Annotated in this window: 23 protein-coding genes and 1 pseudogene; 9 read left to right on the top strand and 15 right to left on the bottom strand. The window is 35.7% G+C overall.

Translation table 11 applies throughout. From position 1 onward, the window contains the following. Window positions 1-3 precede the first annotated feature (3 nt). From LF887_RS12920 to LF887_RS12905, 4 genes and pseudogenes are all read left to right on the top strand, one after another. Window positions 4-597, top strand: a complete 594-nt coding sequence (locus tag LF887_RS12920; RefSeq protein WP_236854617.1) for a TetR/AcrR family transcriptional regulator — start codon at window positions 4-6, stop codon at window positions 595-597. Between the two features lie 89 nt (window positions 598-686). After that, window positions 687-2,054: a TolC family protein gene (locus tag LF887_RS12915; RefSeq protein WP_236854615.1), complete on the top strand. Its 1,368-nt coding sequence runs from the start codon at window positions 687-689 to the stop codon at window positions 2,052-2,054. A gap of 6 nt (window positions 2,055-2,060) precedes the next feature. Beyond that, the gene (locus LF887_RS12910; protein WP_236854613.1) at window positions 2,061-3,122 is read left to right on the top strand and encodes an efflux RND transporter periplasmic adaptor subunit; all 1,062 of its coding nucleotides are present in this window, start codon (window positions 2,061-2,063) and stop codon (window positions 3,120-3,122) included. 7 nt (window positions 3,123-3,129) lie between these two features. After that, window positions 3,130-6,314, top strand: a pseudogene (locus LF887_RS12905) (efflux RND transporter permease subunit). A 299-nt stretch (window positions 6,315-6,613) separates the two neighbouring features. On the opposite strand, the gene LF887_RS12900 reads toward LF887_RS12905, so the two are convergent. The 11 genes from LF887_RS12900 to LF887_RS12850 all read right to left on the bottom strand — a co-directional run bounded on the left by LF887_RS12900 (window position 6,614) and on the right by LF887_RS12850 (window position 14,785). Continuing rightward, window positions 6,614-7,060 carry a KTSC domain-containing protein gene (locus tag LF887_RS12900; protein WP_236854612.1) on the bottom strand — a complete coding sequence of 149 codons (447 nt, stop codon included), beginning with the start codon at window positions 7,058-7,060 and terminating at the stop codon, window positions 6,614-6,616. Between the two features lie 350 nt (window positions 7,061-7,410). After that, window positions 7,411-8,202, bottom strand: coding sequence for a retropepsin-like aspartic protease (locus LF887_RS12895; RefSeq protein ID WP_236854611.1), 792 nt, complete (start codon window positions 8,200-8,202; stop codon window positions 7,411-7,413). Between the two features lie 290 nt (window positions 8,203-8,492). Then, entirely contained in the window at window positions 8,493-9,257 is a 765-nt protein-coding gene (locus tag LF887_RS12890) for a hypothetical protein (protein WP_236854610.1), read from the bottom strand. 262 nt (window positions 9,258-9,519) lie between these two features. Beyond that, window positions 9,520-9,900 (bottom strand): VOC family protein, encoded by a 381-nt coding sequence (locus LF887_RS12885; protein WP_236854609.1) that lies wholly within the window; start codon window positions 9,898-9,900, stop codon window positions 9,520-9,522. Window positions 9,901-10,412: 512 nt separating this feature from the next. After that, window positions 10,413-11,108 (bottom strand): DUF2306 domain-containing protein, encoded by a 696-nt coding sequence (locus LF887_RS12880; RefSeq protein ID WP_236854608.1) that lies wholly within the window; start codon window positions 11,106-11,108, stop codon window positions 10,413-10,415. A gap of 14 nt (window positions 11,109-11,122) precedes the next feature. After that, on the bottom strand, window positions 11,123-11,581 hold the full coding sequence (locus LF887_RS12875) for a DUF2750 domain-containing protein (RefSeq protein WP_236854606.1): 459 nt from the start codon (window positions 11,579-11,581) through the stop codon (window positions 11,123-11,125). Window positions 11,582-11,640: 59 nt separating this feature from the next. Next, window positions 11,641-12,222 (bottom strand): GDP-mannose pyrophosphatase NudK, encoded by a 582-nt coding sequence (gene nudK / locus LF887_RS12870; protein ID WP_236859506.1) that lies wholly within the window; start codon window positions 12,220-12,222, stop codon window positions 11,641-11,643. A 90-nt stretch (window positions 12,223-12,312) separates the two neighbouring features. Next, complete coding sequence (locus tag LF887_RS12865; RefSeq protein WP_236854605.1) at window positions 12,313-12,888, bottom strand: hypothetical protein; 576 nt, start codon at window positions 12,886-12,888, stop codon at window positions 12,313-12,315. Between the two features lie 9 nt (window positions 12,889-12,897). Beyond that, a complete protein-coding gene (locus LF887_RS12860) occupies window positions 12,898-13,809 on the bottom strand; it encodes a TIGR01777 family oxidoreductase (RefSeq protein WP_236854604.1) in 912 nt (303 codons plus the stop codon). A 30-nt stretch (window positions 13,810-13,839) separates the two neighbouring features. Beyond that, complete coding sequence (locus tag LF887_RS12855) at window positions 13,840-14,184, bottom strand: hypothetical protein (protein WP_236854603.1); 345 nt, start codon at window positions 14,182-14,184, stop codon at window positions 13,840-13,842. A gap of 7 nt (window positions 14,185-14,191) precedes the next feature. Then, the gene (locus LF887_RS12850) at window positions 14,192-14,785 is read right to left on the bottom strand and encodes an HPP family protein (RefSeq protein ID WP_236854601.1); all 594 of its coding nucleotides are present in this window, start codon (window positions 14,783-14,785) and stop codon (window positions 14,192-14,194) included. 177 nt (window positions 14,786-14,962) lie between these two features. Here LF887_RS12850 and LF887_RS12845 point away from each other — a divergent pair, with 177 nt between their 5' ends. Continuing rightward, the gene (locus tag LF887_RS12845) at window positions 14,963-15,289 is read left to right on the top strand and encodes a hypothetical protein (protein ID WP_236854600.1); all 327 of its coding nucleotides are present in this window, start codon (window positions 14,963-14,965) and stop codon (window positions 15,287-15,289) included. 105 nt (window positions 15,290-15,394) lie between these two features. Here the strand turns inward: LF887_RS12845 and LF887_RS12840 are convergent, their stop codons facing one another. The 4 genes from LF887_RS12840 to LF887_RS12825 form a co-directional block, all read right to left on the bottom strand. After that, window positions 15,395-16,117, bottom strand: coding sequence for a polysaccharide lyase family 7 protein (locus LF887_RS12840; protein ID WP_236854599.1), 723 nt, complete (start codon window positions 16,115-16,117; stop codon window positions 15,395-15,397). A 161-nt stretch (window positions 16,118-16,278) separates the two neighbouring features. Continuing rightward, complete coding sequence (locus tag LF887_RS12835) at window positions 16,279-17,445, bottom strand: iron-containing alcohol dehydrogenase (RefSeq protein WP_236854598.1); 1,167 nt, start codon at window positions 17,443-17,445, stop codon at window positions 16,279-16,281. Between the two features lie 67 nt (window positions 17,446-17,512). Next, window positions 17,513-18,388, bottom strand: coding sequence for an AraC family transcriptional regulator (locus LF887_RS12830; RefSeq protein WP_236854597.1), 876 nt, complete (start codon window positions 18,386-18,388; stop codon window positions 17,513-17,515). 134 nt (window positions 18,389-18,522) lie between these two features. After that, the gene (locus LF887_RS12825) at window positions 18,523-18,897 is read right to left on the bottom strand and encodes a helix-turn-helix transcriptional regulator (protein WP_236854596.1); all 375 of its coding nucleotides are present in this window, start codon (window positions 18,895-18,897) and stop codon (window positions 18,523-18,525) included. A gap of 339 nt (window positions 18,898-19,236) precedes the next feature. On the opposite strand from LF887_RS12825, the gene LF887_RS12820 reads away from it, so the two are divergent. The 4 genes from LF887_RS12820 (at window position 19,237) to LF887_RS12805 (ending at window position 22,626) form a co-directional block, all read left to right on the top strand. Next, the gene (locus LF887_RS12820; protein WP_236854595.1) at window positions 19,237-19,569 is read left to right on the top strand and encodes a single-stranded DNA-binding protein; all 333 of its coding nucleotides are present in this window, start codon (window positions 19,237-19,239) and stop codon (window positions 19,567-19,569) included. A gap of 14 nt (window positions 19,570-19,583) precedes the next feature. Beyond that, on the top strand, window positions 19,584-20,039 hold the full coding sequence (locus LF887_RS12815) for an HRDC domain-containing protein (protein WP_236854594.1): 456 nt from the start codon (window positions 19,584-19,586) through the stop codon (window positions 20,037-20,039). 125 nt (window positions 20,040-20,164) lie between these two features. Then, complete coding sequence (gene hisS / locus LF887_RS12810) at window positions 20,165-21,544, top strand: histidine--tRNA ligase (RefSeq protein ID WP_236854593.1); 1,380 nt, start codon at window positions 20,165-20,167, stop codon at window positions 21,542-21,544. Next, window positions 21,541-22,626 carry a leucine-rich repeat domain-containing protein gene (locus tag LF887_RS12805; RefSeq protein ID WP_236854592.1) on the top strand — a complete coding sequence of 362 codons (1,086 nt, stop codon included), beginning with the start codon at window positions 21,541-21,543 and terminating at the stop codon, window positions 22,624-22,626. The genes hisS and LF887_RS12805 overlap by 4 nt, the downstream gene beginning before the upstream one ends. The last annotated feature ends 30 nt before the right edge of the window (window positions 22,627-22,656 follow it).

Genomic DNA, 22,656 nt, shown 5'->3' with positions numbered 1-22,656 from the left:
AAAATGTCAAATCAAGCAAAAAAAGACCAAACACAGGAATTGATCAAGGAGACAGCGAAGAATTTATTCTTTGTGAAAGGAAAATTTGATGCTACTACGCAGGAGATCGCCGATGAAGCAGGAGTGAACAGAACCCTTATCAACTACTATTTCCGATCAAGAGATAAACTGCTGCAGATCATCTTTGATGAAGCACAGAAAGTAGAGCAGGAAAAATCTAAAATTATTCAGAATGCCGACCTGCCCTTTAAGGAGAAGATTAGCCAGTTCATAGAAAGCAGCCTTGCAACGAGTCTTCAGTATCCGTATCTGGAAACCTATATTGTTTCACAGATTAATAAAGGAAACTGCCATCAGAGAGAAATTGAAGAAGATATACTAAACCAGATGTATAGTGATATCGAAAAAGAAATGGAATTGGGAAATATTGAAAAAATGGCTCCGGTTCAGTTTATCCTGAACATGGTTTCACTGTTAGTTTTTCCAAGTGCCATAAGACCATTGTTTATGGAGAATCTTTTAATAAATGATGAAGAATATGATCAGATTATTTCTGAACGAAAAGGAATAATTATCAACATGTTGTTTAAAAATTAAGAAAGTATAAAGTATTTCTGAAAATCATTCGTCCTTTAGGAATAATTGACGAAAGCAACTTAATAAAAAAATAAACGAAGTATAAAATTATGAAAAGAAAACGTATAACTGCTACAAAGCTAAAAATTGGGATAGCTGCAGCATTTATGATTTTCGGTTTTTCATCGGTGTCTGCCCAGCAGCAGGTTTCTCTGCAGGAAGCAATAAAACAGGCACTTCAAAATAAGGCAGAAGCTAAGAAAGCAGCCTTACAGGTAAAAAAAGCCGAATATAAGATTGGTGAAGCCAGAGCCGGGGCCTTACCTCAGATAAGTGCCAGTATAAACAATACGTACAACCCAGTTTTGCAGAAGTCTGTACTTCCCGGAGAAATCTTAGGGAAACCAGGTGAGCTTATTCCGGTTGCTTTCGGAACAAAATGGCAATCTGTAAACGTTGTAACTCTTAACCAGAGTATTTTTGACCAGAGAGTTTTTATTGGTCTTAAAGCTGCAAAATCAACACGGGAATTTTACCTTTTGAATTCTGAATTAACCAATGAGCAGATCATTGAGAATGTAGCTACGGCATACTATCAGGTATTCGTTCAGGAAGAGAATCTTAAAACCGTGCAAGAAAGCTATGCCAATACTGAACGGGTAAGAAATGTAATCAAGAGTCTCGTAGATAATGGATTGGCAAAACCAATCGATTTGGATCGTACCAATGTTCAGCTTACCAATATAGGATCCAATAAGCAGCAGCTGATTAATGCTGTTGAAGTTTCAAAAAATTCTTTGAAGTTTTATATGGGAGTTCCTATTGAGACGTCTATTGAGCTTGAAGAAAAAGAGATTGTACCTAATCCGGAATTATTGGCAACAACTGTCAATTTGGAAACCCGTTCAGAATTAAAAGTTTTAAATAAACAGAAAGAACTTTTAGAATATAGTAAAAGAGCAACTGTAGCTAATCTTTATCCCACGGTAGGACTTAATGCCAACTATGGATGGCAGGGATTAGGGAATAAATTTCCTTATACTACAGGATCCAGCCAGGGAACTACCTGGGGTGATTATGCTTCAATTGGTGTAGCCATCAAGATTCCTATTTTCATGGGTGGGGCTACCAAATCTCAGATTCAACAGGCAGAAATTGATATTCTGGATCTGGATCAGGACATCCAGAATAAAAAGCTCAACCTTAGTTTAGATTATAAAAATGCGATTTCTAATATGGAAAATGCTATAATCAATATTCAAAGTATGAAAGATAATGTGGACCTGGCAGAAAAAGTACAGAAGAATACCCAGTCTAACTATCAATATGGATTGGCAACACTTACTGAAGTATTGGATACTGAAAACTCGCTTACACAGGCTAAACAGAACTATTCTAATGCATTGCTGGACTATAAACAAGCCGAGATCAAGGTAATTAAAGCGAAAGGAGAGTTAAACACATTACAAAATCAATAATAGACAATGAAAAAAACTTTAATATATATCATCGTAGCAGCTGTACTTGTAGGTTTGGCCGCTTATAAGATTGCTGGCAACAAAGAAAAACAGACTAAGGAAGTAAAGGAGGTTGCCAAGCAGGTAGATAAAATCAACGTAAATATTGTAACCGTTACAAGAGAAAATATTGATACGGACTACTCGGCAAACGGAACATTCCTTCCTAAGCAGGAAATGAACCAGTCTTCTGAAATTGCAGGTCGTATTGTCAATGTTCTGGTAAAAGAAGGCTCCAGAGTTTCTGCCGGACAGGTTTTAGCAACAATCAAAAGAGATGCTATCGAAGTAGACGTTTCGCAGGCTCAAAATAACCTTCAGAACGCGATCATAGATAACCAACGCTACGAAAACGCATTCAAAACAGGTGGTGTTACAAAACAACAGCTTGATAACTCAAGACTGCAGCTGAAAAATATGCAGGCTGCCGTTAAAGCTCAGGGAGTAAGAGTAAATGATACAAGCATCCGTGCAGGTATCAGCGGTACGATCAATAAAAAAATGGTAGAGCCTGGAACGGTTGTTTCCATTGGAACTTCAATGTTTGAAATTGTGAATATCAATAGCTTAAAATTGTCTGTATTAGTAGATGAAAGCCAGATCGGAAAAATTCAGATGGGTCAGGAAGTTCCAATTAAAGTAAACGTTTTACCTGAAGATTCTTTCGTAGGTAGAATTACATTTATTGCTCCAAAAAGTGATGCTTCTTTAAATTTCCCTGTTGAAATCGAAGTTCAGAACAGAGGGAATTTAAAGGCGGGTATGTATGCCACTGCTACCTTTAAAACAAACAACGGTGCCGCTACTCAGAATATGCTTACAGTTCCTGCTGAGGCGTTTGTAAACGGGGTAAGTTCAGGACAGCTTTTCGTTGTTCAGAATGGTGTTGCCAAATTGATCAAAGTGACTGTAGGAAAAGTTTACGGTGATAAAGTTCAGGTACTAAGCGGACTGAATGATGGCGAGCAGGTAGTAACCAGCGGACAGATCAACCTGGACAATGGTTCTAAAGTAAACATTATAAAGTAGTAGGTTTATGAAGTTAGCAGAAATATCGATTAAAAGACCATCGTTGGTTATTGTATTATTTACAATTCTGACGTTGGGGGTATCCTGAGTTATACGCTCATGGGATACGAATTGATTCCGAAGTTTGAAACCAATATGGTAACAATTTCTACGGTGTATCCGGGAGCTTCACCGGCAGAGGTGGAAACCTCCGTCACCCGGAAGATTGAAGATGCCGTGGGATCTTTGGAAAACGTAAAAAAAGTAGAATCTTCTTCATATGAAAGTTTGTCTGTTATCATGGTTCAGCTGAACGATGGGGCAGATGTAGACTACGCTTTGAATGATGCCCAGAGAAAGGTAAATGCTATTCTGGCAGACCTTCCGGAAGATGTGAAAGCACCGTCCTTGAATAAGTTCTCTTTAGACGACTTACCAATTATTACGATGAGTATCTCATCTGATAAACTGAACAGTAAAGATCTTTATGATCTATTAGATAAGAAAATAGAACCGATCTTTTCCCGTGTTAACGGAGTCGCACAGGTAGACCTTGTAGGTGGACAGGAAAGAGAAATCCAGGTGAATCTGGATGAAAAGAAATTGCAGGGGTACGGACTTTCAATAGCAGATGTACAACAGTCTATTCTTTCATCAAACCTTGATTTCCCTACAGGTAGTTTGAAAACCAGAACTGCAAAATCTACCATCAGACTATCCGGAAAATACAAGTCAATTGAGGAAATGAACAATCTTGTAGTTTCTAATAAAAATGGAGCTCAGGTTCGTTTATCTGATGTAGCAACCGTTTTTGACGCTCAGAAAGACGTTGAAAAAGTAGCAAGATTCAATCAGTTTCCGACCATTTTGATGCAGGTTAAAAAACAGTCTGATGCCAATGCCGTTGCAGTGTCTGAAAGTGTTCAGAAGACGATTAAAACGGTAGAAGAAGCGTATAAAGTTCAGGGAGTGAAAGTGAAAATCGTAAATGATACAACAGAGTTCACCCTGGAATCAGCCAACCACGTAATTTTCGACTTATTCCTTGCGATTATTCTTGTGGCCATTGTGATGCTATTATTCCTTCACAGTATCAGAAACGCATTTATTGTAATGGTTTCTATCCCGGCTTCCCTGATAGCTGCATTCATTGGAATGAACTTAATGGGGTATACTCTGAACCTTATGAGTTTACTGGGACTGTCGCTGGTAGTAGGTATCCTTGTGGATGATGCCATCGTAGTACTGGAAAACATCTACCGTCACATGGAGATGGGGAAAAGTAAGATCAGAGCAGCTTATGACGGAGCTTCAGAAATCGGGTTTACCGTTGCTGCGATTACTTTAGTAATTGTAGTGGTATTCCTGCCAATTGCGATGAGCTCAGGGCTTGTAGCGAACATTCTTGCCCAGTTCTGCGTCACCGTAGTAATTGCAACCTTATTATCATTGTTAGCTTCATTTACCATCATTCCTTGGTTATCATCAAGATTCGGTAAACTAGAACACTTAACAGGTAAGAACTGGTTTGAGAAATTTATCCTTTGGTTTGAAGGATTAATTGATAAGTTTACACACTGGATTACCGGTATTCTTGAATGGTGTTTGAAAACTACCTTAAGAAGAGTTTCAACGGTGATTATCACATTCATTGTTTTGATCAGTTCATTCATGCTGGTAGCATTCGGTTTCATTGGGGGTGAATTCTTCCCGCCAATTGACCGTGGTCAGTTCCTGGTACAGATGGAGCTTTCGAAAGATGCAACAGTTGAAAAAACAAATCAGTTAACATTAGATGTTGAGAAGTTTTTAAGAAACGATAAAGATGTTGTGGATTTGATTACCACAGTAGGACAGCAGTCAACAGGTTTTGGAGGAGCTCAGGCAACTACATACCAGTCTGAGGTTCAGGTAAACCTGACAGATAAATCTGAACGTTCTGAAAGTACCAACATCAAAGCTGCGAAAATAAAAAGACAGTTAGAAGAGAAGTTCACAGGAGTTGAGTTCAAAACAGCTCCAATCGGTATTATGGGTGCAGAAAATGCTCCAATCGAAATGGTGGTAACCGCTCCGGATAATGCAACAGCAGTAAAAGAAGCAACCAGAATTTTAGAATTACTGAAAAAAGTTCCGGGAGCAGTAGATGCAGAATTATCTACAGATTCAGGAAACCCTGAAGTACAGGTAAGTATTGACAGAGATAAAATGGCTTCTTTAGGCTTAAATCTTTCAAGTGTAGGACAGACAATGCAGACAGCATTTAACGGAAATACCGATGGGAAATTCAGAGCCGGAGAATATGAATATGATATCAACATCCGTTTTGGAGATGTCAACAGACAATCTATTGATGATGTGAAAAATCTTATGTTTACAAACCCTCAGGGGCAGCAGGTTCGTCTGAGCCAGTTTGCTGATGTGAAGATGGGTTCAGGACCAAGTTTACTTGAACGTAGAGATAAATCTCCATCCGTAAAAGTAAGAGCAAAAGCGGTAGGTAGACCGGTAGGTGATGTGGCTAACGAGTGGGCTAAGCAGTTCATGGACAGCAAGAAGAAACCTGTAGGTGTAGACTACATCTGGAGTGGTGATATGGAAAACCAGCAGGAAGGTTTCGGTACGTTAGGTATTGCGTTATTGGCAGCTATCGTATTGGTATACCTGGTAATGGTTTCCCTGTATGACAGTTTCGTTTATCCGTTCGTGGTATTATTCTCAATTCCATTGGCGATGATCGGGGTAATGGTAATCCTTGCTTTAACAGCTAACTCATTGAACATCTTTACCATGTTGGGTATGATTATGTTGATTGGTCTGGTAGCCAAGAACGCGATCCTTATCGTTGACTTTACCAATGCCAGAAAAGCAGCGGGATCCAACACTCACGATGCTTTGATTCAGGCCAACCACGCACGTCTTCGTCCGATTTTGATGACAACCATTGCCATGATCTTCGGTATGTTACCAATCGCATTGGCATCAGGAGCAGGAGCGGAAATGAACAAAGGTCTTGCATGGGTAGTAATCGGTGGTTTGACATCGTCACTATTCCTTACCCTGATCATTGTACCAGTAGTATACTCTTTATTTGACTCTATTCTACGCAGAATGGGGAAAGATACCAAAGTTGACTATGAAGCTGAAATGAAGGCTGAATATGACCACAGAGAACTAAGTGAGGACGGATATACTCCTAAACATTTAGACTAAAAATAACAACCTTTAATTAACCGAAAGCGCTTCAGAATTTCTGAGGCGCTTTTTTAGTTTTAAATAAGCTTATCTGAGGAAAAAATACAGAGAGGAAAATAAGCGTAAATTTCGTCAGCCTATAATACGCAATAAAATTAAACATTCTCATCTGCTAAGTGTGAAATTTTATTACATATAATGTTGCATCTTTCATCCCATTTTTCCATTGTAATTTGAGCCTTTTCGATTTTCCAATAAAACAAAAAAAGACTTCCGGAATATGCCGAAAGTCTTTATATATTTCTATTTGAAAAAAATTAATCTGCCATGGCCTCTCCGGACTTTCTGTAGATAAAGTTTCCGTAGATATGTCTTCTTGCAAAACGGCTTGGAGAATCAGCATTTACCATTTTGATATAGGTATTTCTTGGAACACCAATATATTCGTACATATTGCCGTTCAAATGCTGAACCTTCAACACTGCTTTTTCAAGATAAAAATCCTGAATATTAGATTTTGTGATGGTTTCAGTATATTCCTCTTTATATTTTTCCTGTGTTTCAGGATTAATGCTTACCAAAAAATGATAGGCTTCAATCACAGATTTACTTTTTTCTTCGGCTTCCAGTTTTCCGGATTCATCATTGATAAACTTATCAGGATGTGTATCTTTCATCACATTTCTGTAAATCGTTTTTAATTCTTTTAAAGTAGCATTTTTGTCTACCCCAAGAAGCGTTCTGTGCTCACCAATTTTTTTCATAGGTATTCCTTATTTTCGGGGTGCAAAATTAAGAAATTAAATCCATAAAATCATAACTTATTCATTATTAATTTATTTGAGGCTTACGGGAGTGCTTTTATAATGTAGGTATATGATTGTGAACACTGAAGTTATGTTCTTTTTTTACTTATATTTTTTTAGTTGCTTACCGCATAATCCCTGGAAGGATCTCTTCTTAACACTGCGAAGACCGTCTTTCCAGTGTTAAGAAGACTGTCTTTCCCGCCCGAAGAAGAATCACTTCTTAAATAACTGGAAAAACAGTTAACTCTACTGTGTATAATGAAGTGTATACCATGTTCTATTGTCAGAGGTTAGCAGTAGTAATACTAGTTAAATTCTGAGTATAGGTTTTTATTCAGCTTAAAATAAATATACTTATTCTTAAAATCGATAATGGTATTGAACCGTTTTAAGAATTTATTTCCAAAAAAACCTGCCATCTTTTCAGTGGAATCCATTCCTTCTGTGGAACCGGAAAGGGTAATCGGGACATTGTACAGATATTTCTGAGCAAATTTGACAGAGGGGCAAAGGACAACAGGCATTTCGTATACAGATCCGTCTGAACCCTGAGCTGTAGCTTTTCCCACTTTTTTCATCACATTGGCCAGGTCGTTTTTCTTTGCAAAGGGGGCAGCCATAGTGAGTGCATCATCTGCTCCGCTGTCCAGACCGAAAAATCCGGAATATTCCTTGCCGTTTGCCGTGATACTGCTTTCTATGCATGGATACTTGTCAATCAGATGTAGTTTCATTTTTTCATATCCTGAGAAATTGACAGAAGGATCATTTTCATCATAAAACCGAATTTCTTTTTGATGATAATCAATTTCAATAATTTTCCCTATCATCATGTCTGTTCCGAAAACACCGTCAAAATTAGCGTTGTTATAAGGAATCATGGTAAGTTGTATATTGGTTTTCTGTATATTTCCGAACTCTACAGTATTGTTGGAGCTGTATTCAACGGTATTCATTCCGTTTGACCCTCTGTTTTCAGATTTCCCGTCAATTTTCAACGGTATTTTTTTCTTTGAATTGATGTTGATCACAGAACCGTCTGCACCGGTATCAAAAAGAAACCTGATGCTATCGGTTTTATTAACTTTACAATACATATAAATCGAATTTTTTTCCAGAGAAAAAGGAATCACTGTAGGCATTTTTTGTGCTATTACTCCTATACTAAACAGGAATGTCAGAAAAATACAAATAGGTTTCATGAGACTGTGTTATTAGATTCACGAAAATAGGTGGAATTGTAACTTTCACAAAGAAATAACGGAGCGTTAACCGATGATTAACCGTTCCTTAACTGTTCTGGGGGGAGTTCGACCTCTCATTATTAAATAAAAAAACAGCGCCCAAACCGGACACTGTTATTATTATATATTTTTATTAATAAGCTCTATGGTTCATCACAATTCCTTTTCAGCTTTGTGAAGATCTTGTCAAAATCCTTATAAACTACTTCTTCATCTTCACGTTTCTGCCTGAAGCTGCTGTTGGCACAGTTATGAAAACCCAGACCAATCATATCAATCATTGCATAATCCTCTTTCTGCGGATCATTCATTTTAATATTGAATCGGGCCATTACCCCTTTAGGGTCAGAATTGTTTTTGCTTTTAAGCTCAGTATAATTTTTCCATGCTGCAAACATGGCTTCTCTGTCCGGAGATGAGATGGCATCAATATGCTCTCTGCATGTTGTATAATACTTGCTGTTTTTAAGAGTGGAGGGATCAGAATACGCCATGATTTCCTCTTTATTCAGCTGGTATTCGTTCTCAAAAGACTGAATGGTTTCTTCCTGAAGTTTTTTCCACATAGGAAGGTCTATTACCTTCAGGCTGTATAGTTCCTTTTTCTTTTCCTGATACTGTTTTTCCAGGTCTTCTAAGTAAGTTTCTCTGTTTTTACGGATTTCTTCAAGTTGAGAAAGCTTAAAAACAGGACGGATGTCAAACTGAACGCCGTTGAATTGATATAAAAGTTTATTAACGCCGTCTATTTCCTCTTTTTTATACTTAATAGAATCAAAATATCCTTTGTTGTCACAATTGAAAGTCTGATAGCTATAAGGTGCCAGATTGCTTGTTTTTGCAGGAGTCTTTTGCCCCCATATACCAATGGATAAGGCCAAAGAAAGCCCGATCATCATTTTTTTCATGCGCATAGTTGTTGAAAGAATCCGAATTTTCTGAATTTCTATGCAAAATTAAGGCTTTAAATTTGAAATCTAAAGAATTAAATAGATTTTCTCAATTGATTTTCCATTTTTTATAAAGATTTTGTAGCGAAGCTTTTATGTTTTGTAGAACACTTCCGGTTAAAGCCTTTAACTATCGGAGATACAGGAAACACCAGGATGGAATTACATAATAAAAAAGCAAGACAGTACCGGAATTTTGGGCACTTTATTTACAACGTTTTTAAAGATAATTGCTCACTTCAATAAGATTCTGATCCGGATCACGGAAATAGACCGATTTTATTTTTCCCACAGCACCGGTTCGGTCTACAATTCCCTCAATGATCTCTACATTTTTCTGCTTTAGCTCTTTCATTATTTCATGAATATCTGTTCTGGCAATAAAACAAAGGTCCGCAGAACCACAGGTGGGTGTTTCTGCTTTAGGTTCAAATTCCTGCCCTTTCTGATGGAGATTAATTTTTTGATTTCCAAAAATCAAAGCTTTTCTGTTATCCCCGAAGGTAACCACTTCAAATCCCATGATTTGGGTATAAAATTCAATAGTTGTGTTGATATCGGCTACGGTTAAGACAAGATGATCCAGATTTTTTATTTCCATAATTTACTTTTTATTTTAAACACTGTTTCCTTTCAAAAATAAAACTAATTAAGAATCTTCTATAGAAGCAATAATTGTTTTTTTATATTAAAAATAATAGATTTACATAAATTAATACCTATGATATTTTTTTTCCTACTCTTTGTTATTGTCGTTTTTGGAGTAATTTCTTATTTGATCATGCGTTTTTGTACGCGATGGACGAAGAAAAGTAAATATGAAGTACTTTTTAATACCTTATTATTCATCGGATCATTTTTTCTGATATCATTTCTCAGTCTTTATATTTTCTTTGCCAATGTTAATTTTTCCCGATAAGAGACATTTTAAATAATACTTATTACCTCAATTAATTATATGATTTTCGACTGGATTTATATTTTTCTCCTCTCTTTTTCCTGTTTATTCTTGCTCTTTTTGCAGGGATGTCCTATCTGGTAATGCGTCTTTTTAATCAATGGACCCATAAACATAGATATAAAGTGCTTTTAAATACGACAATATTCATCGGATCATTTCTTTTGATATTGGTTATCAGTCTTTATATTTGTTTTAAAACCGTTGCTATTGATCGATAGAGCAGAGTTTCTTTTAAGAATTAAATAAGCAATGATAAGATTAATGAAAAGGGCCATCCATACATTCAAACCATAGAAAAGTTCATAATTATAAAGCTTTTCATTGTAAAAAAGATTCTTAATAATTCTGAAGGTGATAGCGGTTGTAGTGACAGCATAACTTAAAATCATGTAATTCCTGTGCCTCGTTATATTTCCTTTTTTGATGGAAAGCACTGCTGCTACTGTCAGATAGGCCCAAAGGAAATCCTGTATCAGAAAACCTGTGATTCCGGTGAGTCCTCCATTCGAAAAGAGGGCCAGAACAAAGCAGGCAGGAACATTAATGATGAGGATATTGTAAACATACATTTTGCCAATGATCTTATGAAGCTTTCTGTTTTCAGTTAAGAACTGATTCGAAAACTGAGTGAGCCCTGCCAAAAGGCAAAGCGTTATTGAAAAAATATGGACATAGAAAAAAAACATCCAATACGGATTGCTGACTACTTGTTGCTTAAAGAGTAGAAAACCTATATTTTTTTCAAAAGAAGTATATTGGGAAATCGTCTTCAGCATCAGAATACTGAAAATCATAACTGAAAATAAAGCTATTACTGTGACGATTTTTATTCCCAAAGACTTTTTCATTGCAATATTGTAAACTAATCTTTCAAAATTTCTTTGATTTGGTTTTCAAGGTCATCCATGTTTTCAAATTTTCTTAGTTCCAGAGATTTTCCTGTATTCCTAAGTTCTTCAATACTGTCAAGAATAACTTCGAGAGGCTCTGCTTCATAACCAATAAGGTTGCTGTCAAAATTGGTTCCAACGATAAACCCGTCATTGTTCATTCCTAAACACCAGTTTTCTATAAATTCTGTCAGGCCGACAGGGGATACCTCATAATGATCCCATTCCTGCTCAACACATGACTTTGCTCTTGCAGCATCAGACCAGAAACAAACGATCTTTGCAGGTTCGCCATCTTCATATTCTATCTCGCTGGAGTAGGATGTAGCATATCCACTTTCATCCTTTAAGGCATATACGGTTTCTGTTTCACTGATTTTTTTAATGAAATCTTTATAACGGTTTTTGACGGTAATGTGGTCCTGTATCATTTTAAAAGTAATTATTATAGACTATATGGGAATTTCTTTCTTGTAGAGTTAGTTCAAAACTATATAATATTTTTAAGTCTTAGATATTGCAGCAGCATAATTGTTTTGGCATCCATGATTTCTCCGTTATCTATCATAGAAAGTGCCTGATTAAAAGGAAGTTCTAAAACTTCAATATTCTCACCTTCTTCTTGCAGACCGCCGCCATCAGCAATTTTCATTTCATTTGAATATTCTGCAATAAAGAAGTGAAGAATCTCGGTTACAGATCCGGGGGACATATATGCCTCAAATACTTTTTCTACTTTTGAGATTTTATAACCTGTTTCTTCCTCTGTTTCCCGTTTGATGCAGTCTTCGGGATTGTCATTGTCCAAAAGTCCCGCACAGGCTTCAATCAGCATTCCTGTAGAATTTCCATTGATATAAGTAGGTAGTCTGAATTGTCTGGTCAGGATAACGGTATTAGAAACTTTGTTATAAAGTAGAATAACTGCTCCGTTTCCACGGTCATAAGCTTCTCTGCTTTGGGTTTCTGTAGTTCCGTCGTTTTTTAGAATATCATAAGTCACTTTATTTAAAGTGTACCAGTTGTCAGAAAGAATTTCCGTTTTTAATATTTTTATTTTACTGTTTTGCATAAGAGTTTTTTCCATGATATATTGAAATTGTTTTGTAACAATTTCTAAATTTTGGGATTTATTTGTGATGATTTTTTAAAACTCAAAAAATTAATGGTTCTTTAGAATGAAAGTGAGCTTGGAGTTTCTGATGAAATCTTCCACAGAAGTCCCAGCGGCAGCATTTTTATTGGTGAGTTCTATCAGATACGTGGTAGTTCCTGGCGATCTGCCATCTTTACAAATGAGATTGAATACTTTCACTTTGGGATCTGAACTTAGAAAACTCAGATAATGAGTATCGTTTATTGTCATATTGGAAACATCAAAAGAAGCTCGGGGATCTTTTTGAAGTTTGAAAAATTTCCTCTGCATTTTGTCAGTGGTATCCGTGAGGAATTTGTCCATTTGATAATCAGTTAAAAGCTGTGGATAGATAATACCTTCCTGAAGCAGTATTTTTGTCTGATTATCACTTTTATCGTAGTAAATAATCTTATCATCAAACATTACCAGATTATCTTTTACAGTGATTTTTCCTGCAAATTTTTTATAGTTTTTCTTTTTATATTCATTTTTGTACTGCTCGGTAAGAGCTTTCTCCTTTGAATTTAATACTCCGCTTTTCTGCCCAAAAACGGAAACAGAAAGCATTAGAAGAAGAATAAACATGAATCGTTTTTTCATAATATTAAATTATTTTTCATTATTTAATAAATTATCAAGTGCTTCCTTCAAATCCGGAAACTGAAATTGAAATCCTGTCTCCCGAATTTTCTTTGAAGAAGCCCTTGAGCCTTCCAATATAGCACTAGCCAGTTCTCCAAATATCAATTTTAAAATAAATGCGGGAACATTAGGCATCCATAAAGGCTTGTTGAGTACTTCAGCAATTTTTTCAGTCAAACCCTTATTAGTAGCATGTTGTGGCGAAACAGCATTATAAGCACCATCAAGCAGTGAGTTTTTTAAAGACAGTTCATATATGGAGCAGATATCCTCAATATGAATCCATGGCATATATTGCTTGCCGCTTCCTAATGGAGAACCAATATAATATTGAATAGGAGGAACCATTTTCTTTAATGCACCCTCTTTTTCAGAAAGAACAACCGCTGTTCTTATTTTAACAACTCTTTCAGCAAGATTCTGTTCTTTAAAATCATCGGCAGCCTTTTCCCACAGAACAACAACTTCACTCAAAAAGTCATTTCCCGGCGGATCGTTTTCTGTGAAAATTTTTTCGGTAGTTTCTGTACCGTAAAAATTAATTCCGGAAGCTGAAATAAAAGATTTAAGTTTAATCTTATTTTTCTTTAATGCAGTTCGAAGTAATGCTGCTGAATCAATTCTGCTGGAAATCAGTTCTTTTTTCCTTTCCTCTGTCCAGCGCTTTTCTGAGATATTGGCACCGGCCAGGTGAATGATATGAGAAACGTTGTCCAAAGCAGCTTCATCAATAGTTCCTTTTCTGATATCCCATTCATACTCATTAGAATGTTCCTTTTTTCTGGTTAGAAACCTGAGTTCATATTCTTTTTCTATCTTTTTTGCCAGCTGCCTGGCAATCATGCCACTGGCTCCGGTGATGAGAACAATTTCTTTCATAGTAGTCCATTTAATGGGATGCAGGCTTTATTATGTCTGGCTTTTTACAATCAGAATAAAATCATCTTCCAGAAGTTTATAGCCATAATCATAAATAAATTTGTATTCAGAACCATTTTTATAAACTTTCAGATTGGTGAAATAATCAAAATCAAAACCCAGACCATCCAGCCTGGATTTTGCAACTTTTGTTTTCCCGTCAATATTAATATCCATAAGAATACGGTAATTTTTTCGGAGTTTGTTGTTGACATTCCGCATCAGATTCGTAGAATCTTTATTCTGTTTATTGTTGTAGGCGTTTCGGCAGGCATCATTACAGAACTTTTTATCAGACCTTCCGATTATTTTTTCGCCACATTCAAGGCAGTTCATAATGTACTTATTTTGTGTGGTGGGTATGTCTTTTTTTCAGCAGCCTCTTAAAACTGTTGTGGGAAGGGTAGCTCCTGTTGGGCGTTATATTGTTGAAAAATAAAGCCACAAGAAGCAGGATAATACACCCCGAAAGAACAGGGGAGATAACATACCAATATCCCAATTCCGGAATTTTACCGGTAGAACTTACAGCGATTAATGCTGTAGCACCACCTGGTGGATGAAGGGTTTTTGTATATTGCATCAGCACAATAGAAAAAGCAACGGCTAGCGGTGCAGTAAGCCAGATGATATCCGGGACAATCTTATAAACCGTAACGCCCACAATAGCGGAAAGTACGTGTCCTCCTATCAGGTTTCTGGGTTGAGCCAGAGGGCTCTGAATAGCTCCGTAAATAAGGACACTGGATGCTCCGAAAGAACCGATCAGAAATATATTTTCTGTCTGTGCCAGAGAATGGGACTGGATAAATGCAATAATCCCGATCCCGAAAAATGCGCCCAAAAATGACCAGAAATGCTCCTTATAATCAACAAGCGTTTCTTTATAGATCACATACTTTGAGACTCTGAATGTCCTTTTTATAGTCTTCTTCATGTAGTCTTCTTTATTTATTATTTTAATTCAAAGATACGGAATTATCCGTTTGTAAATGGATAGTATTGGGTATCAGAAACTTTTACACATTTACTTTTTATTTGATGTACGGAAACCCGTAATAAGGTCTTTGAAAATAAATATATATTGCAATTTATAAATATTAAAAAATAAATAATGAAATTATTGGTTCATTCAGATAATCCTGTAAAGCTTAGGGATGCTATAGAAAATTATCTGAAAAGTGATGAAAGTATATGGCTATACATTGATGATTACAAAACAAATGTAGGGACAACCCGACCGGTATTTACTCATAAATCCAAAAACTATAAAGATAAAGCGAAGTTTGTAGTTTATGCCCAGTCAGATTCAAATAGAGTTTTATTTTACTTTACTGATAAAGAAAGCTCTCAGGTGGAAGCTCAATATATGGGAATGCTTATTCCTTTGATAATGAATAATTTCCCCAATAATTTCACTTCAATATCTGTAGAGAAATAGATGAAAAATATTTTGGAAGATGATTATGTAGAAAATTAAGACACAGGTTGTATCATTTATCGTGAACAGTGTCTTAGTTTTCCCAGTGATTTACAGAAAAAGATATTAAAATATTTTAATATCATAAATGGCGACTAATCCTGATGATACCGGAATTTTATTATCCTGCAGATAATTTCCTGCTTTAAAATAAACGGCTTCTGATTTCCAGCTGTCTCCCAGCGTATAATTAGTAGTTTGCTGATTGATTTTTACCTGAACATCTAAACCATGCTGTTGAATACTGTATTCAAAAGCCTGTCCTAAGGGAACATCTTTCAAAAGAGTGACACGATCTTCTTTACCATTAACCTCTTTTTTGAAACCTGCCTGTAACTCACCGTTGTTCCACCACAGTTTTACTGCTTCTGTACCTTTTGAACTTCCGTGAATCTGCCCGATAATAATCTTTCCGGAGCTAGGTTGTTTCAAAACAGACATTTTTACATGCAAAGTATGCTTGTTTTCAAAATGCCATTCATCAGTTTGGCGTAATTCCGTTCTGGGATAATGAGACCCTTTGGTTGCTTGTCCATCCGAAGAACAAAAGAAACGGATACTTTTATCCTCACTGGAATAGTAGAAATTTTCTGATGAGAATTGGGCTATTTCAGAACCTTTGATAATGGCGATAGAATTGTTTTTCGGAACCGGAAGCTGAAGATTAAAACCTGTCAGATCAAACTGGGCCTGAGGAGCTTTAGCATAGATGTTTTTCTGTGCATGAAAAAGCGTAGGACACATTACAAATAATCCACAATTTACTATGATTTTAAAGAAGTTCTTCATAGCCGGTTTTATTAAAAGTTAAAAAGTACATACGAATTTAGATATTTTTACTGATAAGATTCTCATCCAGGACATTTTTTTTGGCTTATGGATTTAAAATATAAAAACAGAAAGTCAATTTGACTTTCTGTTTTATATCAGTGCTGAAATTTAAATGTAAATTATCCTGCAACCAGTTCTTCTGTGTAAACAAAACCTTCATAACAAGCATTATAAATGGCTTTCAATTCGTCTAACGATGGAACTCTAGGGTTGAAACCCGTACAAGGATCTGCCAGCGCATTTTTTGTGATGTAGTCAAGGTTTTTATCCCAATCTTCTCTTGAAATTCCAAACTCTTTTATTGCAGATTGATTGTTAACTTCAGAGCGTAACGTTTCAATTGCCTGAGCCAGATCTTCTGCTGTTTCTCTACCGATAACCTTGGCTAAATCAGGAAAACGTTCTGTGGCCTGTGCATTATAACGGATAACATTAGGAAGGAAAATCGCATTAGAAGCTCCATGAGGGATTCCGTATAAGGCTCCAACCTGGTGAGACAATGAATGTACAATTCCCAGCCATGCATTATTAAATGCTAAACCTGCCATAAAAGAAGCATCATGCATATTCTGACGGGCAGTGATATTGGTGGGATTTTCTACAGCTTCTTTTAAATTATTAAAAACAATCTCCAGACCGCCTTTTGAAAGAGCATCTGCAATATTGTTGTTTATATTAGAAACATAAGCTTCTACACAGTGAGTCAACGCATCAAGACCTGTATTTGAAGTCACGTGAGCTGGCATTGAAGCGCAGATCTCTCCATCCACAATAGCAATATCCGGTGTTAATTCATAAGAAACGATAGGATATTTTACCCCTTTCTCTCTGTCTGTAATCACGGCAAGGCCTGTTGTTTCAGTTCCTGTTCCACTCGTAGATGGAATGGCGATAAATTTTGCTTTATTTCTTAAAACCGGAACTGTGAAAGGTTTGATCATTGCATCAAAATCGGCATGAGGATATTCATAAAACACCCACATGATTTTTGCAGCATCAATCGCTGAGCAGCCTCCTAAGCCAATAATCCAGTCCGGTTCAAATGATTGGATAAGTTCAGCCCCTTTCAGGCAGGTTGCAGAAGATGGATCTTCTTCCACACCTTCGAAAATCTGGGTTTCGATCCCGGCTTCAGTAAGGTAAGCAACAGCTTTATCCAGAGTTCCGCTCTTTCTCATAGAACTTCCTCCAGTTACGATTACCGCTTTTCTACCTTTAATATTCGCTAACTCCGAAAGACTTCCTGCACCGTGGAAAACTTCTCCTGCTATAAATAATTTGCTCATTTTTTTACTTGATTTTTAATGAGACAAAATTAGATAAGCCCGAATGGAAGATGTTATACAAACAGGATTATGTGTTATACATTTGCGCCAATTCCTGCTGAAGTTCGGTAGGAGTTTCTTTCAGTTTTGCTTTTACAAATTTGTTGAGAGCAGAAGGAGAATTGAAACCGAGGTCAAAAGCAATTTCCTTGTGAGAGAGATCAGAAAACATCAACTGACGTTTTATTTCTATTAAAATCCGGTTATGAATAGCCTGTATAGCTGTTTCTCCACAATGTTTCTTCGTGATGGAATTTAATTTCTTTGTAGTAATGGCCAGTTCATCAGCATAGTATTGTACCGTTCTGTATTGTTTATAATGCTCATTTAATAATTTTTTAAATCGCACATAGATCGGCTTATCAGTTGTTTCTTTATATAAAATAGGATGCAGCCCGTGAACAGATTCTATCAGGCCTAGCAGAAAAATCTTAATTTGAAATCTTGCCTGTTCCTTTTTAATAAGGCTTGGATTCTGATAAATTTCCTTGATGATAGAAATTGTATACAAACTTTGCTGAAAATCTTCTGAAGATAAAATGGTGCAGTGAAGTTGTGTAGAAAGATTTACATTGTAAGTACTCAGTTCATTTTTCAAAATATCTGAACAGAATAATATTTCTTCAAACAAAATGATTTTTCCTTTCAGGTCTTCACTTATATCAGAAATAAAATGCACCTGCTCCGGAAATACTACCGATATTTTTCCGGGTTTCAAAAAATGAATTTTGTCTTCAATATGAAGCTGTAGTGTTCCGCTTTCAATGGCGATAATCAGGAAATGATCTTTTTTGTGAGGTTTGAAATAATCCTTCAAGTATTCTTTTGTTAAATCAAAAACCCTGAAAGAAAGATTTTTATCCTCATCCTTTTGGATATTCTTTTTAATTTCTAGCTTCTTCATATTTTCATTTCGTTATTTTCAAAAAATCTCATGGCATTCGGTGTCAATAAAAAATCAGAATAGAAGAATTCTACTCTGATTGGTATATGTTTTTTGCACCAATTGCTGATACTGAAAATTTCTCCTTTCGTTTTCTACTTTTTCAGTCTGCTGATTTCCTCTTTCAGCAAAACAATATATTCCTGCATCGTTTTAATGATCTCTATGCTTAATTCATTATTGATATACCCCATATTGTTGGCAGAAAAACCACTATTACCAATGTTTGCACCAGGGCTGTCATTAAACACAGGATTCTCTATAATAACTTTTGCTTCATCCTCTTCATAAATTTCCTCAACAGGAACTTCTAAAAAACTGGCAAGTTTGGTCCATTCTGCCTGTGTTACAGATACAACACCACTTTCTTTCCTGCTATAGTTGGAAACGTCAGTTGGGATTACATCAGCCATTTGCTGCTGGGTGTAGCCTTTTCTTTTTCTTACTGTACGGAGTTTTTCTTTTTGCATATTAGACGTTTTTACAAATTTGCAAAAAAAAAATTAAATTATACAGTAAAATTCTTCTATAATAAATAAGGTTTTAATGTTCTTGGATAGCATTTAAATTTATTTTACAAGACGATAATTATGATGTCTTTTTTTTAATCTAATAGGCCTATTTATTTATTTTTTATAACCTCAATAAAATTTCTTCGGCGATTATATCCGGTTACAAACGACTACAAACGAATTTAAGTAGTTTATCACCGGTTATAATGCGTGAGAGTCACAATCTTTGTAACAGAGATTTGAGAAACACAGTGAACGTCTCTTATCTGAATTATTAATATTTAAAATCTAAAAGTTATGTCACTAAGAAACAAAGTAACATTAATAGGTTACACAGGTAAAGAAGTTGAAATGGTAAACTTCGAAAACGGAAACGTGAAAGCAAGTGTCTCTTTAGCCACCAGTGATCATTACACGAATGCTAAAGGCGATAAAGTAGAAGAAACACAATGGCACAATCTGATTGCCTTCGGGAAAACTGCAGAGATCTTTGAGAAATATGTTTCCAAAGGAAAAGAAATTGCTATTGAAGGAAAGCTTACGTACAGATCATACGATGATAAAGACGGAATTAAACGATATATCACGGAGATCCGTGTAGATGAAATTCTTCTTTTGGGAGGCAAATAATTCTAAAAAAGCAAATGATGAAAGTAAAAGTTTTTAAAATCAGGCTTCCCGAAGAATTTCTCTTCAAAGATCAGAAAATGCTGGATAGTTTTCTGGAAGAACACGAAATTATGAAAGTAGAAACAGCTTTTGTAAGTGAAGAACGTTATTGGTCTGTAATATTGTATTTTGAAGATGTAAAACTTACAAAAAATACAGTGAAAGAACCAAAGGCAGTTAAATATTCTGCAGAGTATGATTCCTTAAATGCTGATGAGGAAAAGGTTTTGGATGCTTTGAAGCTTTGGAGATCAGAGAAAGCACGGGAACAAAATCTCCCTACTTATTTTATAGCGAGTAATAAGGAATTATTGTCTGTAGCGAGGTATAGACCTGCTAAAAAGGAAGAATTGCTGGAGATCAAAGGATTCGGAAAACATAAGATTGAAAATTATGGTGAAGAAATACTGGAGATTTTAGAAAGTATCTGATTTTTTTGGAATAAATGATAACTCAAAAACAAAAGCTGAGGAAGTTTGCTTCTTCAGCTTTGCTATGCTGTGTAAAATTCCGTTCAATTGTGTACTTTTGCATCTATCAAAATGACATACAAGAAATGAAGCCAAGTTTAGCAAAAGGAACAAGAGATTTTACAGCACAGGAAGTTTCCAGAAGAAAATATATCATTAGTATTTTACAGAATAATTTTGAGTTATTCGGGTTTCAGCCATTGGAAACTCCAAGTTTTGAAAATCTTTCTACGTTGACAGGAAAATACGGAGAAGAAGGAGATCGTCTGATTTTTAAAATTTTAAATTCAAGTATTAACGAAGCAAAAGAAGATAAAAAGACTTTAATGCTTCAGGATTTTCAACGGGCATTAGATAAACCTTTTAGCTCAGAAAATCTTACAGACAAAGCCCTTCGTTATGACCTTACGGTACCTTTTGCAAGATTTGTAGCAATGAATCATGGAAAACTGACTTTCCCATTCAAGCGTTCTCAGATACAACCTGTTTGGAGAGCAGACAGACCTCAGAAGGGAAGATACAGAGAGTTTTATCAATGTGATGCGGATGTTGTAGGAAGTGAGAGCTTATTGCAGGAAGTAGAGCTGGTTCAGTTGTATCTGAAATCTTTTGCAGATCTGAAAGTTCCGGTAACCATTCATATGAACAATAGAAAGATTCTTTCCGGATTGGCAGAATATGCTGGAATCACAGATAAACTGATAGACTTTACGGTAGCATTAGATAAACTGGATAAGATCGGAAAAGAAGGAGTTGTACAAGAATTACTGGAAAGAGAAATTGCTCAGGAATCTATTGATAAACTGGATTTCCTATTCAGCCAGTCAGACGATGCGCTGGAAAACCTTCTTCAGCTGAAAGAAAAATTTGCAGGAAATGAGATCGGCCTTAAAGGAGTAGAAGAACTTGAATATGTTCTTACACAATCTCTGAACCTTGGTGTGGATATGCAAAACCTTGTATTTAATATTACCTTGGCAAGAGGACTGGATTATTATACAGGAGCTATTTTCGAAGTGAAAGCAGATGAAGTTGCTATGGGTTCCATTGGTGGCGGTGGTAGATATGATAACCTTACTGAGGTATTTGGTGTTAAAAATATTCCGGGAATTGGAATTTCCTTCGGCCTGGACAGAATTTATCTGGTCATGGAAGAATTGAATCTTTTCCCTGAAGAAGCATCTTCTAAAATAGAATACCTGTTTGCTAATTCTGGAGGTGAGGAAATGACAGAAGCTTTGAAGCTGATCATGCAGGTAAGAGCAAAAGGAATCTCCGCAGAGTTATATCCTGAAAATGCAAAAATCAATAAGCAATTTACGTACGCAGAAAAGAAAGGAATAAAGAAAGTGGTTTTTTTGGGTGAAGAAGAACTTAAAAATAACACCGTTACTTTTAAAGATCTTGAAGCAGGAGAAAAGACAACGGTTTCTTTAGAGGAATTCTTAGGAAATATCACTCAATGAAAAAGATCTTAGTTACTATTTTAATATGCTCGGGAGCTTTGCTGTATTCACAACAGGAAGCTATGAAACTACCTCCTGTGGATAAAATTGATTTTTCTAAAGAAAGTGAAAGAGTCAATATCATTAATATAAAAGTGTTTCCCAAACAGATTTTAAGCTGGAATGTTAAATACTTAAATATTGCATGTGAAGAAGATTTTACTCATATTCCGGAAGAAATAAAAAAATTAAAGAATCTTGAAACTTTCAGCATGAGCGGTGGAACGGGTGTTGCTGTTTTTCCCAATGGCTTTGCAGAGTTGCAAAATCTGAAGGAAATAACAATCTATTCCAATTATATTAAAAAATTCCCTTCTCCGTTTTTAAAACTTAAAAATCTGGAAAAGCTTAGCTTACTGTGCCCATACTTGGAAAGTTATCCGGAAGATCTTGGGAATTTAGGGAATTTAAAATCCTTGAATCTTTTTAATAGAGAATATAAAATGGCTTTTGTTAACGGAAAAGAATTTTATTTTCAGCCTTTGAGTCTTCCTAAAAGCATTAAAAATCTGAAAAAACTGGAGAATTTTTTTGCCACAAAAAATATGTTGAAAAGTATCCCAGAAGAAATTGGGGGAATGGAAAGTCTTAAAATTCTTAATCTGGGAGAGAATTATTTGGAAAATCTTCCTGCTGGTTTTTCAAAGCTTAAGAATTTGATATCTATAGATATAAGTAAAAATAACTTTAAAATATTCCCTTCAGCATTATATGGTGTTGAAAATTTAGAAAGAATAGATTATAATGAAAATGTAATTGAATCTTTTCCTCCGGGAATTGAAAAAATGAGCAAACTCAAGTATTTTTTTGCTACCAAAAGTAAAATAACATCAAAAGCTCTTTCAGAACTCTATAATATACCAAATTTAGAATCTGTAGATCTTTCGGATTGCCAGATTGAAAGCCTGCCTCCCGGAATTGATAAACTTAAACATTTAAAAAGTTTAAGTTTTTGGGGTAATAAAATTTCTCCTGAAGAATTAGCCAAGCTAAAAAGAACAATACCCAATGTTAGAATTACGACTGTCAATCCGTACAAGTAATTCTAAACCGAATAATAATTGAATACTATA

Source organism: Chryseobacterium sp. MEBOG06 (assembly GCF_021869765.1).
In the GTDB taxonomy this organism is placed as follows: Bacteria; Bacteroidota; Bacteroidia; order Flavobacteriales; family Weeksellaceae; genus Chryseobacterium.
Note: the sequence above shows the minus strand (reverse complement) of the source record. Positions and strands in the feature narration are given on the sequence as shown.